The 12,251-nt window shown below is 45.4% G+C and carries 30 protein-coding genes; all 30 read left to right on the forward strand.

Going from position 1 to position 12,251, the window contains the following annotated elements:
* Window positions 1-91 precede the first annotated feature (91 nt).
* The 30 genes from MKY73_RS06990 (at window position 92) to MKY73_RS07135 (ending at window position 12,251) form a co-directional block, all read left to right on the forward strand.
* Window positions 92-334, forward strand: a complete 243-nt coding sequence (locus MKY73_RS06990) for a helix-turn-helix transcriptional regulator (RefSeq protein WP_339306475.1) — start codon at window positions 92-94, stop codon at window positions 332-334.
* 16 nt (window positions 335-350) lie between these two features.
* A complete protein-coding gene (locus MKY73_RS06995; protein ID WP_339306477.1) occupies window positions 351-1,127 on the forward strand; it encodes a phage antirepressor KilAC domain-containing protein in 777 nt (258 codons plus the stop codon).
* Window positions 1,128-1,142: 15 nt separating this feature from the next.
* Entirely contained in the window at window positions 1,143-1,352 is a 210-nt protein-coding gene (locus MKY73_RS07000; protein WP_339283737.1) for a hypothetical protein, read from the forward strand.
* A gap of 107 nt (window positions 1,353-1,459) precedes the next feature.
* The gene (locus tag MKY73_RS07005) at window positions 1,460-1,681 is read left to right on the forward strand and encodes a hypothetical protein (RefSeq protein ID WP_339306479.1); all 222 of its coding nucleotides are present in this window, start codon (window positions 1,460-1,462) and stop codon (window positions 1,679-1,681) included.
* Window positions 1,671-1,895 (forward strand): hypothetical protein, encoded by a 225-nt coding sequence (locus tag MKY73_RS07010; RefSeq protein WP_339306480.1) that lies wholly within the window; start codon window positions 1,671-1,673, stop codon window positions 1,893-1,895. Before MKY73_RS07005 ends, MKY73_RS07010 begins: the two co-directional genes overlap by 11 nt.
* Complete coding sequence (locus MKY73_RS07015) at window positions 1,892-2,101, forward strand: hypothetical protein (protein WP_339306482.1); 210 nt, start codon at window positions 1,892-1,894, stop codon at window positions 2,099-2,101. Before MKY73_RS07010 ends, MKY73_RS07015 begins: the two co-directional genes overlap by 4 nt.
* A 92-nt stretch (window positions 2,102-2,193) precedes the next feature.
* Window positions 2,194-2,439: a hypothetical protein gene (locus MKY73_RS07020; RefSeq protein ID WP_339306484.1), complete on the forward strand. Its 246-nt coding sequence runs from the start codon at window positions 2,194-2,196 to the stop codon at window positions 2,437-2,439.
* A complete protein-coding gene (locus MKY73_RS07025; protein ID WP_339306486.1) occupies window positions 2,417-3,127 on the forward strand; it encodes an ERF family protein in 711 nt (236 codons plus the stop codon). Before MKY73_RS07020 ends, MKY73_RS07025 begins: the two co-directional genes overlap by 23 nt.
* Window positions 3,128-3,208: 81 nt before the next feature.
* Window positions 3,209-3,607 carry a hypothetical protein gene (locus MKY73_RS07030; RefSeq protein ID WP_339306488.1) on the forward strand — a complete coding sequence of 133 codons (399 nt, stop codon included), beginning with the start codon at window positions 3,209-3,211 and terminating at the stop codon, window positions 3,605-3,607.
* A 23-nt stretch (window positions 3,608-3,630) separates the two neighbouring features.
* On the forward strand, window positions 3,631-3,990 hold the full coding sequence (locus tag MKY73_RS07035; protein WP_339306490.1) for a hypothetical protein: 360 nt from the start codon (window positions 3,631-3,633) through the stop codon (window positions 3,988-3,990).
* 50 nt (window positions 3,991-4,040) lie between these two features.
* Window positions 4,041-5,021, forward strand: coding sequence for a DNA cytosine methyltransferase (locus MKY73_RS07040; protein ID WP_339306492.1), 981 nt, complete (start codon window positions 4,041-4,043; stop codon window positions 5,019-5,021).
* A gap of 56 nt (window positions 5,022-5,077) precedes the next feature.
* Complete coding sequence (locus MKY73_RS07045; RefSeq protein ID WP_256703281.1) at window positions 5,078-5,200, forward strand: hypothetical protein; 123 nt, start codon at window positions 5,078-5,080, stop codon at window positions 5,198-5,200.
* Window positions 5,201-5,242: 42 nt separating this feature from the next.
* Entirely contained in the window at window positions 5,243-5,590 is a 348-nt protein-coding gene (locus MKY73_RS07050; protein WP_339306493.1) for a DUF551 domain-containing protein, read from the forward strand.
* Between the two features lie 243 nt (window positions 5,591-5,833).
* A complete protein-coding gene (locus MKY73_RS07055) occupies window positions 5,834-6,022 on the forward strand; it encodes a hypothetical protein (RefSeq protein WP_339306494.1) in 189 nt (62 codons plus the stop codon).
* A 23-nt stretch (window positions 6,023-6,045) separates the two neighbouring features.
* Window positions 6,046-6,414, forward strand: coding sequence for a hypothetical protein (locus tag MKY73_RS07060; protein WP_339306496.1), 369 nt, complete (start codon window positions 6,046-6,048; stop codon window positions 6,412-6,414).
* Complete coding sequence (locus MKY73_RS07065; protein WP_339306497.1) at window positions 6,407-6,544, forward strand: hypothetical protein; 138 nt, start codon at window positions 6,407-6,409, stop codon at window positions 6,542-6,544. The genes MKY73_RS07060 and MKY73_RS07065 overlap by 8 nt, the downstream gene beginning before the upstream one ends.
* A 180-nt stretch (window positions 6,545-6,724) precedes the next feature.
* Window positions 6,725-7,153: a hypothetical protein gene (locus MKY73_RS07070; RefSeq protein WP_339306498.1), complete on the forward strand. Its 429-nt coding sequence runs from the start codon at window positions 6,725-6,727 to the stop codon at window positions 7,151-7,153.
* Window positions 7,154-7,164: 11 nt separating this feature from the next.
* Complete coding sequence (locus MKY73_RS07075; protein ID WP_339306499.1) at window positions 7,165-7,323, forward strand: hypothetical protein; 159 nt, start codon at window positions 7,165-7,167, stop codon at window positions 7,321-7,323.
* 91 nt (window positions 7,324-7,414) lie between these two features.
* Window positions 7,415-7,699, forward strand: a complete 285-nt coding sequence (locus MKY73_RS07080; protein ID WP_339306500.1) for a hypothetical protein — start codon at window positions 7,415-7,417, stop codon at window positions 7,697-7,699.
* Complete coding sequence (locus tag MKY73_RS07085; RefSeq protein ID WP_339306501.1) at window positions 7,692-7,913, forward strand: hypothetical protein; 222 nt, start codon at window positions 7,692-7,694, stop codon at window positions 7,911-7,913. The genes MKY73_RS07080 and MKY73_RS07085 overlap by 8 nt, the downstream gene beginning before the upstream one ends.
* Window positions 7,910-8,125 carry a hypothetical protein gene (locus MKY73_RS07090; protein WP_339306502.1) on the forward strand — a complete coding sequence of 72 codons (216 nt, stop codon included), beginning with the start codon at window positions 7,910-7,912 and terminating at the stop codon, window positions 8,123-8,125. The genes MKY73_RS07085 and MKY73_RS07090 overlap by 4 nt, the downstream gene beginning before the upstream one ends.
* Window positions 8,122-8,574, forward strand: a complete 453-nt coding sequence (locus MKY73_RS07095; protein WP_339306504.1) for a YopX family protein — start codon at window positions 8,122-8,124, stop codon at window positions 8,572-8,574. Before MKY73_RS07090 ends, MKY73_RS07095 begins: the two co-directional genes overlap by 4 nt.
* A complete protein-coding gene (locus tag MKY73_RS07100; RefSeq protein WP_339306506.1) occupies window positions 8,561-9,124 on the forward strand; it encodes an HNH endonuclease signature motif containing protein in 564 nt (187 codons plus the stop codon). The genes MKY73_RS07095 and MKY73_RS07100 overlap by 14 nt, the downstream gene beginning before the upstream one ends.
* A 9-nt stretch (window positions 9,125-9,133) precedes the next feature.
* Window positions 9,134-9,508 (forward strand): hypothetical protein, encoded by a 375-nt coding sequence (locus tag MKY73_RS07105; RefSeq protein WP_339306507.1) that lies wholly within the window; start codon window positions 9,134-9,136, stop codon window positions 9,506-9,508.
* Window positions 9,505-9,729, forward strand: a complete 225-nt coding sequence (locus tag MKY73_RS07110) for a hypothetical protein (RefSeq protein ID WP_339306509.1) — start codon at window positions 9,505-9,507, stop codon at window positions 9,727-9,729. Before MKY73_RS07105 ends, MKY73_RS07110 begins: the two co-directional genes overlap by 4 nt.
* Window positions 9,716-9,916 (forward strand): hypothetical protein, encoded by a 201-nt coding sequence (locus MKY73_RS07115; RefSeq protein ID WP_339306511.1) that lies wholly within the window; start codon window positions 9,716-9,718, stop codon window positions 9,914-9,916. The genes MKY73_RS07110 and MKY73_RS07115 overlap by 14 nt, the downstream gene beginning before the upstream one ends.
* 5 nt (window positions 9,917-9,921) lie before the next feature.
* Window positions 9,922-10,752 (forward strand): replication protein, encoded by an 831-nt coding sequence (locus MKY73_RS07120; protein WP_339306513.1) that lies wholly within the window; start codon window positions 9,922-9,924, stop codon window positions 10,750-10,752.
* Window positions 10,733-11,476 (forward strand): ATP-binding protein, encoded by a 744-nt coding sequence (locus MKY73_RS07125; RefSeq protein ID WP_339308518.1) that lies wholly within the window; start codon window positions 10,733-10,735, stop codon window positions 11,474-11,476. The genes MKY73_RS07120 and MKY73_RS07125 overlap by 20 nt, the downstream gene beginning before the upstream one ends.
* A 116-nt stretch (window positions 11,477-11,592) precedes the next feature.
* Window positions 11,593-11,892 (forward strand): hypothetical protein, encoded by a 300-nt coding sequence (locus tag MKY73_RS07130; protein WP_339306515.1) that lies wholly within the window; start codon window positions 11,593-11,595, stop codon window positions 11,890-11,892.
* On the forward strand, window positions 11,889-12,251 hold the full coding sequence (locus MKY73_RS07135; protein ID WP_339306517.1) for a DUF1064 domain-containing protein: 363 nt from the start codon (window positions 11,889-11,891) through the stop codon (window positions 12,249-12,251). Before MKY73_RS07130 ends, MKY73_RS07135 begins: the two co-directional genes overlap by 4 nt.

Here is a 12,251-nt window from a genome sequence, read left to right on the forward strand (position 1 = left end):
TAATTATTTACACTAAAAGTGTTGACTTACACGTTTTGTGTATGTATTATAAAGACATGAGTTACACAAAACGAGTAAACGAGGTGAAGAAATGAGAGAAAAACTTCGAAAACTTCGATTGGAACGCGGCATTAGCCAAACATTCCTTTCTAAGGCACTGGGTTATAGTTACCCAAGTGGCTACAGCAACATTGAAGCAGGACGAAACAAACTTGGTTATGATCAAGCTGTTATTATTGCCAAGATATTCGGTGTTGATGTTTCTGATTTAGAAGAAGAACAGCTTTTTTTTGAGAAGAAATTACACGATTCGTGTAATAAAAAATTAGCTTAATAAGGAGCGAATAAAAATGAGCCAATTAAACATCGTGAACAACCAAGGTAAATTGCTGGCAGACAGTCGTGACATTGCAACCATGATCGGCAAGCAACACAAACATTTGCTTCGTGATATCGAAGGATACATGGGAGTTCTTACTGAGTCCAACTTTGGGCCGAGTGATTTTTTCATCGAAACAACCTACAAAGATTCAACCGGGAAAACAAACAAACGTTACGACATTACAAAACTCGGTTGCGACATGGTAGCCAACAAAATGACCGGACAAAAAGGCGTACTCTTCACAGCCACTTACGTATCCAGGTTCGCTGAAATGGAACGTAAGCTGGCAATGCCGAATCTCCCACAGAACTACAAAGAAGCATTGGTTGCACTGGTGGATCAAGTGGACAAGAACGAGAAACTCCACACTGAAAACTTAATGCTTGAACAACGTGTGAGAGAGTACGAACCCAAAATGACTTACCTGGACCAAATCTTACAAAGCAAAGATACGGTTACGGTGACACAGATCGCCAAGGACTACGGATTGTCTGGAACAGCGCTGAATCAAATCCTTCATGAAGAAAAGGTACAGTACAAACAAAATGATCAATGGTTGCTGTACTCCAAACACCAAGACAAAGGATACACCAAGTCTAGAACGATCGATATTCATCACAACAGCGGCGAACGTTCGGTACGCATGAATACACGATGGACTCAACCTGGACGATTGTTCATACACGGAATACTTAGCAAACGCGGAATCATCCCATTCATGGATCGGGAGAACCCAGGAGCATAAAGGAGGCTTCACCTCATGAAAGTTGTCCCATCCAACTTGGCGCATAAGATCAATCGAGGTGATTCGATGATCGAAGCAGAGTACATGATCGGCAAGTCCCGAGTAAAGATCAACACAGAAAACATATGTAAGACGGACGAAGAACGCGAACAGGTGGATCGTGAAATTGCATTAGCTTGTTGGTCGATTGTCGAGAGTCTGGTAGCTAAAGGGGAGGCGGTGTAGCCCTCCTGTGACGGACAAGCAGTAAAACACAAGATGCTGATATGTATGACGTTACAAACCCTATATATTGTACACAATTTCACTTAATTCGAAAAGGAGTGACCGAAATGCCTAAACTACGCGTTGTAGAAAACAACATCACACGTCCCATCCCATTCAAACGCCCTGCACCACCGATTCCCGTCGGCCCGACATGCGGATTATGCGGTGGGGAAGCAGATTATGAGGTGTTTGGACAAGCGCACTGCCGCAAACACATGCTGGAGGCTATCGATAGCGAAACGTATGTAGAGGTCCGGAAGATTGGAGGATACGACGATGCCAGCTGAGGGACTTCGAAGCAGTGTTGATCCAATGACAACCTATATCGTGTCAACGCAAGGTGGAAGAGTGTTAGAGCGTCAGGCATTTGACTATGAGGACCTGATCCGTGACCTGTATAACAACCAGCATGTACCTGTGAAGATCTGGACGCAGGCTGAATACGATGCAGAGATAGAGGAATTGAAGCAGGAAATCAAGGAGGAACTGAAGACAGCGTGAAACAACAGACATTCAAGAGTGTGGATGACATCCTACGGCATTACGGGTGGGAGGCTCCTATTAAGGTAGTGGAGGTGAGAAAGGATGAAAGTTCCGCCGACAGACAGAAATCACTTCGAACAGCTGGAGCAGATCGCAAGCCAGAGAGGGACGCTGACGGAGACGTTGAAACGAGTGTACCAGATGAACAGCGCCATTGCCCTTAGACGAGAAAAGGCCGCCGTAGCATCGGCAGCCTTAGAAAATCGCTTTGCAAATTAGATTACAACCAATATACCACAACGAAAGGAAGAATGGAATGCCCACACAATACAGATACATCCCACAGCATAAGAAAGGTTACTTCTTGGACAGAGTAGCGCAACCGACGGATGACTTTATGCAAGCCTTACGCCTGTCCCGAAAAGACGACTTGGAGCATTGGTTGACAACTCGGCACTGTCCAGATGAACCACAGAATTTCGTTATTCGCACGTTACGTGGTGAATGGGAACTGCTGGAGCTGGAGGAGGTAGAGGTCGATGAGCGAACAACAGACGCTTAACCTTTATCAGAAGATTGTACAGGTACGGAAGGTTGCTGAAGGGTTTTCTAAGGATAAGGCCAGCTTTGGTTACACTTATGTATCTGGAAACCAAGTACTATCCAAGATCAAGGACAAGATGAATGAGTTGAACCTGTTGCTTATACCTTCAACTAAAGTCGGTGAACACCACACGCATGAATACAAGACAGCAAAGGGCAAGGACGTGTTGGACTTCGTCGTGAAAGGCGAGATGACGTACACCTGGATCAATGGAGACAAGCCAGACGAACGGGAGACAATATCATGGGCTTACTACGGGCAGCAGGATGAAATATCCAAGGCGTACGGTTCTGGACTGACATACAGTGAGCGTTACTTCCTTCTGAAATGTCTGGGATTGCCGACAGATGAAGATGATCCAGACGCTAAAGAAAAAGAGGGGTCTGCGCCAGCAAGTAAAGCCAATAACAATACCATAAATACATCTAACAACAATAATACGCAATCTAACACAAATGCAGGCGGTGGGACGCTTGCCAGTGAAGGCCAGACCAGAATGCTGTATGCCAAGCACAAAGCAACCGGTTGGCCCGGATTCGACGCTATCAACACATTCCTTGGCTACACGATCACCAAATTTGCGGAGGTTCAGGCAGCAGACGTGACCAAGTTGGCACAGCACCTGGACAAGCATAAAGGCGCATGAGATACCAAGACACCCTATTCTACGACGACGGCAGACCAATCATCCCAGTAACAGACGGACCATTCGGAGAGGAGAATCAACATGCTGGCACGCAAGAAGGAAAAGAACATCATGCCTTGGAGACTCAACATTCTGTCTCACCACAACCGGAAAGAGCAGCCTAAAGCCAAGAGAGAGCGCAACACGGACCCGGAGTACATGACGAAGGAAAAGGTGCGGCAGGCGGTAATCGAGCGTGAGGGAGGAAACTGGTGCGTCCTGAGTGGCGTACCGGGACCCGGACTGCATCTGCACCGCATTGTTTACGGATCACAAGGCGGCAAGTACGAGACGGACAACTGCATCTTACTCAGCACGGAAATGCATCAGCTGGTACACAGCAGCAAGAAAACATGGATGCCCATTCTACAGGACCACGTGAGAGCCATGAAGCTTGGCGCACCGGAGTTATCACCAATACAACGCATAACCCACCAATAAACCATCTAAGGGAGGATACACCCATGAAAGATAAAGCGAAGTTGACGAAAGAACAAGCGGCATCTTTAGAGGATGCTTCTAAATATAACGATATTGAAAAGATAGTTCGGATACACATGGATGTGCCAGTTACTAAAGCGTGGATGCGTGGATCTGTTCATCTGAATGAAATATCGCTGGACACATTAATTCGTGCTTTGTATATCGGATACGAAGTCGAAATGACTCCAGAAGAAAAAATATTAGAGATTTATAACATCGGTTATTCCAGAAGCGGTTTTGGAGAAGAGAATATAGCCTTTCGTGAAGGTATAGCGCTGGCATTACACACATTTGGGATTAAAGCGGAAGGTGTTCATACGTTACCTGACAAGAGCGAATAAGAAGGGACTCACCCCACCGGGGATAACAGAGGAAGGGAGACAAGACACACATGATCAAGATACTTGAACTGTTCGGTGGAATCGGCGCACCACGAAAAGCCTTAATCAATCTCGGTGTCGAACATAAGTCGATTGATTATGTGGAGTGGAACGAGAAAGCTGTTCGGACCTACAACGCAATGTTTGATCATCGATATAAACCTGAATCGGTGGTTGGCTATAGTCTACAACCGGATATATTAGTTCACGGTTCTCCTTGCCAGGACTTCAGTATTGGAGGCAAACAATACGGCGGTAATGTAGAGGACGGGACAAGAAGCTCCCTTATGTTTGAAACTATCAAGATTATTGAAAATTTCGGTATTTGGAAACCGAAAGTGGTCATCTGGGAAAACGTCAAAAACGCATTGTCTAAAAATATGGTAACGGCATTCAATCACTATCTGAGTGATATGGAGAGACTGGGTTACACGAATTCATATGAAGTATTAGATGCACGGGATTTCGGTATTCCCCAAGCTAGAGAAAGATTGTTCAATATCTCTTTGCTAGATAATAAATATTTCGATTTCACCAAGCTGAAGAAGCGACCAATGAAACCTATAGCAGATCTGTTGGAACCGGATGTTGACGAAAAGTACGTTGTTACTCAGCCAAGCATGGTTCGTAAGCTTCCCGGTAAGCCAGTGGTGAGTGGTAGCTTTGGCGGTCGGATGTTGGAAGAGGTAAAAGACTTTGCTTATACGATTACTACCAAGCAGATGAGATGCCCAAATAGTGGAGTTGTCAAAATGCAAGACGGTCGATACCGCTACCTCACTGAGCGAGAGTGCTTTAGGCTAATGGGTTTCGATGATCAAGACTTTGAAGCAGCTTTAAGAGAGCACCCATCGAAAGAAGGTTGCTTGAACGGTACTCTGTATCACCAATCAGGGAATAGCATCGTCGTGAGTGAGTTAGAAGCTATCTTTGAGGTATTGCTTGCGAAAGATTTCGTAGAAGCACCAGAAAAGCAACTGGTTCTATTTTGAGGGATACCAAAGAGGAAGGGAATACCCTCATACCAAACCAAAAGGAGCGAATGAACATGTTCACTGAAACGAATGATCGTAAATTGCTGAGAGAGATTGGATACGAAGAAAGCTTACTTGCAACGATGACGGACGAAGATTGCGAAGCGGAAGTAACTGAGCTGCCATACAACGCTTAATAAATCAAGGTGGGTTTAGGCCCACCAAAGGAGAGATAACACATGCCATGGATCAGTGTAAACGATAAATTACCAGAAACTAAGCAGAGGGTACTTGTGAGATTTGAAACGACTTTCAAGGACAAACAAATAGCGCACGCAACTATTGCTGATTACATTGCTCCGCGCAGTGTGCTGGAAGAGGATTACATGGATGAGCAATACGCCACTTACGGTGACTATGACGAGGAAAATGATTGCTATTGGACAGAAGCGGGATGGTATGAAAGCAGTCATGAGGCTGATGTGAATTGGAAACTGAATGAAGAGGTAACCCATTGGATGCCTTTACCGAGCCTTAAAATTGACGATTGGGGCGATGAAAATGAACTATCTCACCCAACGTTATAAGGGCTTGAGAATCAGGCTTATAAAACGGAATTATGGAGCAAGAAAGGCTATGAGATTCACTATCAACGACACTAATCAAAATGTATGGATTCCGAAAAAACATCTTCAAGTTGATGGAACTTTGATCGAAGGCGCGGATATTGACTACATCTTCAAAAAAGCGAAAAGGCAACTGGAGTTAGCAGGATGCAATATTAATTTTGTGTGAGGCCATAGGGCCTCTTACCAAGGAGGGATATACAGATGGCAGGCATACCGATCAAGAGACGTTTGGAGCGCTTTTACAAGCACTGTGAGGACGTAGACGAGGTGTTTGCAATCTGTGAGTGTGTAGACGGTCATGTGTACTACAACCCAATAGACGGACGAGGAGAGCGCGAGAAGATGCTATCCCAGCAATTTTATATGGAGTATGAGTGGATTCAAGAATAAAGCATTGGGGAGGAAGAACAGTCATGAGTATTAAACGGGATATCAACGGTTACAAGGTGTTAGATTTGCGCGGCGGTGCTCAATTTCTCTGGGCCGAAGAGGATAACGTATTGTTTTATCGCATGGGAGAAGCGGGATTAACCCTTACTACGGATGTTGATGCCGAGTTTGCTGCAATCATGGAAGCTTGGGAGCATGCTGTGGTTGAGCGGGATCGGCTCCACAAGGAGCTTGAAGAGGCGATTAAAATACTACGCTTCTATTCGCAACAAGAGCATTACATTGACGAAGACCCGGGACTGTATGCATCACCACCAATATGTCAGGATGCTGGGCAATGGGCAAGATCCTTTCTGGTGGGTCAGGAAGGAGAGGGGAACCAAGATGAGTAAGCAATGTCCGAAATGCAAAGTGAAGATGACGTATGAATGGTCAGATGCGGATGACATTGGCGGTATTGCTGAATGGCTTGAATGCCCTTCATGCGGAAAAACGGCGAAATTACCGAAAGCGAAGGGTTGAGGCTTGGGCCTCTCCCTACTAAGGAGGATATAACACATGTTCAAGTATGTTAAATGGCATGCCAACTACGAAGAGTTGAAGTTAGGCGAATCATATGAAGGATATAGATATAAACCGGGATGGGTATGGATAAACGAAGTCCTGTATCGCGAAGAATGCTTTGTTAGGGGTGATATATAGATGACACAAACAGCGTTGACCCGGGAGCAAGTGTTGGCGATGGAGCCGGGAAATAAACTAAACGCATGGGTTGCTTGGAAAGTGATGGGGTACAGTGCAACAGACACCAGCTTTAATCCGCATAAAGGTGAACTTTATATTCGAAAACTTGTGAAAAATGAAAACTTAGGAAAACTTCCAAATGGTGTTGCAATAGTCGAATTTGCATACATGGAAATGTTGCCTGAATTCTCTGAGAATATTACAGCGGCGTGGGAAGTATATGAATGGCTAGTAGAGAGGCACGAAGATGCAACATTAACATATCCATGGAGTATCTCGGCTGACTACGATCCAATGAGAGAGACGACATGGAGTATACATGCCGAAGGAAAGTCTGCACCTGAAGCAATCTGTAAGGCAGCTCTATTGGCTGTACTGGACATATAGGAGGGATAGACGTGCCAAAGGTATTCCCATGGGTGTGCGATAACTGTGGAAACAGATGGGTAGACGGACTATTTGTCTGCTGGGATAACTGCCCGGAGTGTGGCGGTGAGTCTCAACACGAATCCGTTCGTGAACTGCAAGATGGTGATGAGTGGTATACCGAAGATTAATTGGCCGTAGGACTCCGAGGCGACCGAAATACTAAGCGAAGCGAGGCCGTATCATGTTTTGGTCGGTCTCCCCAAATAGGAGGATATACAAATGGCAACGTCAATCAACTTCCATAAAACCAGCAACATGGCAATTGAGATCAACGAAATGTATTGCTTCGTCTGCGAGAGTGTGTTCTATGAATTGGATGGCCACGAGCTTGAATATTGCCCTAAATGCGGACAGAACTTTGAGGAATACCAGCCAGATTGTAACGATGGAGACGATGACACCTATCTCTTGATTGTAGACCCGGTAACAGGCATTCCAGCCGTTGTGAGACGTGACGGAGAGCCTGTGTTGGCTCCCAAGGAAGGAGCGGATAAGCATGAGTAAACCATACACGTATTTGGAAGTTGAAGCGATAGAGAACGATTATGACCAACAAGTACCGATTAAGGTCATTGCAGAGCATGTAAATGATGATTTCCATAACGGAGAAGCTGTACGCACACCTAAAGCAATCAGTTACGTAATAGGGCGTCTGAATGCAGATGACGGCTGGAAAGAACGACTGGAGGAAGCTTGGGAAGGAGAGGTCGCAGAATGATTCAGTGGCACAAATACGATCCGGAAAATCCACCAGAATTACACACACCTTTCGTTGCCTATTCGATAGATAGCAATTATCTAACCTTTGCTGAGGTACAACGAGTTAACTACAAATACAAATGGGTAGAAGCAATGGATGGAAGTAGTCTGGTGTGGGAAGACGTAACGCACTATGCGGTGATCAACCTACCTGGGGAGGAAGAAGCATGAGAGAGATTCAATTTCGCGGCATGGACATTAATGGAACGTGGCATTACGGACTGTTGGCTATACTCAAACAGAATTACATGAAGATAGAAAAGGGACATTATATTTCAAACAGTATGGGATTACCATTCGCATACCAAGTTAGGCCTGAAACGGTTTGCCTCTACACGGGATCAGAGGACAAGAACGGAAAGCGCATATTCGCTGGTGACATACTGAGACATTACTCAGACGCAAGGATGTACCTTCCAGACGGTTCAGGCGGTTGGTCGTTGCAAGGTGATCCTAAAGTTGAAGAACGGGCAGCAGTTGAATGGAGTGAAGAATACGGATGTGTGCATGCTTGGGGACAGAACCTCTGGGTGTACTCTGAAAAATCAGAAATTATTGGGAACATTTGGGAGAACAAAGACCTCTTACAAGGGGATGTGGATATGAATGAAAGGAGTTAAGGGTTTTCAGAAGGGACATAAACATTCAGAGGAAACGAAGAAGAAAATAAGTGCAGCTAACAACCGTCAAGTTAAATTCAATTGTGATTATTGCGGCAAGGAATCTGCGGACAAACTCTCCAGCTTTAATAAGAAAAAAAGGCACTTCTGCTGCAGATCTTGCTACACCGAATACAGAAAACACAAATTGGAGTTTCAAGAACACAACGCATACAAAGGTGTTAGGAAAGTTGGTGAATCGAAACAGGTCTACCACAGGAAATATTACAAAAATAATCCGATAAACATTGCCAGACTCAAGGCAGCAAGATATCAAAGAGAAAAGAATGCTGAAGGTAGTCACACTGAAAAAGAGTGGCAATTAGTAAAAGAACGCCACAATAACAAGTGCGCTATGTGCAAAGAAGATAAATTCTTAACAAAGGACCACATTATACCTCTGTCAAAGGGAGGTAGTGATTACATTGAAAACATTCAACCTCTTTGCAGGAATTGTAACAGTAAAAAGCATGACAAGATTTTGGGAACACCCACACTTACTAGAGGGTAGGGATGAAGCATGAACCTAACAATAAAAGCACCATACAACCGTAAACACGATAACTACTTCAACAAACTCGGTACAGGTGTGTCGCGCCGTACCAAAAAATATATCAAGAACTACTGGCGTAATGAGTTCGATCTATACAAGCAATCTGAAGATTATCTCCTCTCACTTCTTCCAGACTGCAAATGGTGTAACGGAGGAGGGGTTGAACGAGCAAGCATGTGGGATACAGGATACGCTTGTCCAGATTGCAGAGGTACAGGTAAGGATGGTTGGCAGTACGACAAGCAAGGGAATGTGGTCATGATGAAAGAGTTCATCAAACCAAGCAATAACGCAATCAGGTTGAAGCGAAAAGGCGTACTTAACCGGAGGGATGAAGCATGAGTCCCAAAGATATCAAAGAAGGTGCTGTATACCACAACGGAAAAGGGCGAGCAAGAAAAGTGATGGTGATTGGAAATCACTACATGGGCGATGCAGATCTGTTATACAAGCCTGTTGGATCATCAGCTTGGTTTGCTATGACTTTAAAAAGTTTTGCTAAATGGGCAAAGGGAGAGGTCGAGGAGTCTATACCCAAGGAGGATACAAATGATGGCATCTAACAACGATCTGAAGATACTGGAGTTGGCGTTGTGGGAAGCGACGATGGAACAGGCGGCAATAAATTTTGAGCACGCACAGAAGTTTGATGATTACGGATCGATGGAGTTTAACGAAGAGTTGATCAGGTGGGCACGGATCAAGATAGCGGAGATCGAGGATTACTTGGATATACAAAAAGGAGCGTGAGCACATTGGCAGTATACCGACAGATACAAGTCTCCTTCTGGCAGGACCCGTTTGTTATCAGCCTGACACCAGAAGAGAAATATTTCTACCTGTACCTCATGACCAACTCAAAAACGACCCAATGCGGCATATATGAGCTGCCGAAAAGGATCGTTGAGTTTGAGACAGGTTACCACCGCGAGACAGTGGACAAGCTTCTGGAGCGTTTCGTGCAGTACGGCAAGGTACTATATAACGATCATACACAAGAAATCATGTTGGTCAACTGGTTGAAGTACAACTCTATCAAAAGTCCGAAGGTTCGGATGTGTGTCGAGAAAGAGTTGCAATCCATAAAAAACACTGAGTATCTATACCGTTTCGGTAGTCTATGCAAGGACTATGGATACCCTATCCCTACCCTATCCATAGGCTTGGGGGAAGAAGAAGAAAAAGAAGAAGAAAAAGAAGAAGAAAAAGAAGAAGAAGAAACAGGGCAATTTTCGGCCGCCACGACTGACGAATCTATCATGGGAATTTATACAAAAGTATTTGGTGGATTAAACATGAACGGCCTTATATCTGAATTCGTGATCAACCTGAAAAAGAAGAATTACAACGACTCCTTTATTACCGAACTCATGCTGGAGACAGGAGAAAGCAGTTCACAACCAAACCTGAAACTCATGCAGGCTATCGCAGATCGTTGGATCAAGGAAGGCATATACAGTCGCAAGCAATCGAAAGAACAGAAAGAGCGGAGGGTGAACAATGCAGAGTCTCAAGGGCGTTTTGAAAAAGGAAATCAATCTGGACGAAATTCGGCAGAGAGTGAGTATGCTTTCCTCGACAAGTAATACGGATGAAGAGTCTGTGACATACCGTTGTAACAAGTGCAATGATCTGGGCGGCCGCATTCAGCGTGTGGCCCAGAGCGATAAACCCTTCGACTACATCGACAAATGGGAAGATTGCTCCTGCGTCAGAGATCGGATGATTGAACGTTTGATGGGTTCAAGTAAAATCACTGAAGAATTCCAGCAGAAAACATTTCACAATTTCGAAGAAGAGGGTCGGCCTGAAATTATTAAGCTGGCTTACCAGAAAGCTGGATCATACGCCAAGAGTTTTTTCGATATTCGAAGCACGCGGAAAAACAGCTTAGCTTTATTGGGCCGGCCAGGAAGCGGAAAAACACATCTATCCATGGCTGTGTGCAATTACCTGCTAAAAAAGGGAGTTGGCGTCCACTACTTTCCTTGGGTCGAAGGGTTCAACGAGATCAAGGACAATCTCGACACGCTGGACACAAGAATCCGACAACTGCAGCAGGCCGAGGTGTTGTTCATCGACGACATGTACAAGGGACGCCAGAAACCGACTGATTTCCAAGCAGAACAGAGTTTCGCCATTATCAATTACCGTTACTTGAACAACTTGCCTATATTAGTCAGCTCCGAACGAACAGTGTCCGGGATTTGTGAGATTGATGAAGCGCTGGGAAGCCGCATTAACGAGATGTGCCGAGACTACAAAGTGGTGATCCAGGGCGGAATTGAGATGAATTATAGATTGCAGTAGGGAGATGATCAGGTGAAACAGCCAATCGACGATTACGACCTGATGGACCAAGACTGGGAAGAATTTATGCGCAGGGGCCGAGAGGCCTTTGCAGACGACACTGAGGAGGAAGCAGCATGAGAAAGAAATGGTATAAAGCAGGCGGACAGATCAAAGAGCAGAAGCAGACGAAGAAACCGATGGGCCGACAGATTGGCGAGGAATACAAGATGTATGTGCAAACGAGGAAGGAGCCAGAGGCAGACCAGTTGATGGCAAGCCTGGATGTACCACTTACACCAGAGCAGTCAGACAAGATCATGGAGCTATACGATTACGGTTGGCTCCGGTCAGACATTGCCAAAGAGGTAGGCGTACCCAAGACGCGGGTTAACCATGAGCTGATCATAAAACGGAGAGGAGGTGGTGCAGCTTGAGGGGCAACAAGTACGGCGCGAAGAAGACAGTCAAGGACGGGATCACCTTCGACAGCATGATGGAGGCAGAGCGGTACCGGATGCTGATGCTTCTGGAGCGTGGCGGCGCAATCAGCGAGTTGACCCTGCAACCAGAGTTCCAACTGGTAGAACCATTCATGAAGATGGGCAAGAAGAAACGCGGCATCAAGTACACAGCCGATTTCATGTACAAGCAGGACGGACAGATGATTGTGGAAGACGTGAAGGGATTTGCAGCCCGGGACTTTTCGTTGAGACGGACACTGTTCGACGTGAGGAACCCGGAGTTGATTCTGAAACTGGTGACCAAGAAAGGCGGAAGGTGGGAAGAGAAGTGA

The sequence above is a fragment of the Paenibacillus sp. FSL R5-0519 genome (assembly GCF_037974275.1).
Taxonomy (GTDB): Bacteria; Bacillota; Bacilli; order Paenibacillales; family Paenibacillaceae; genus Paenibacillus.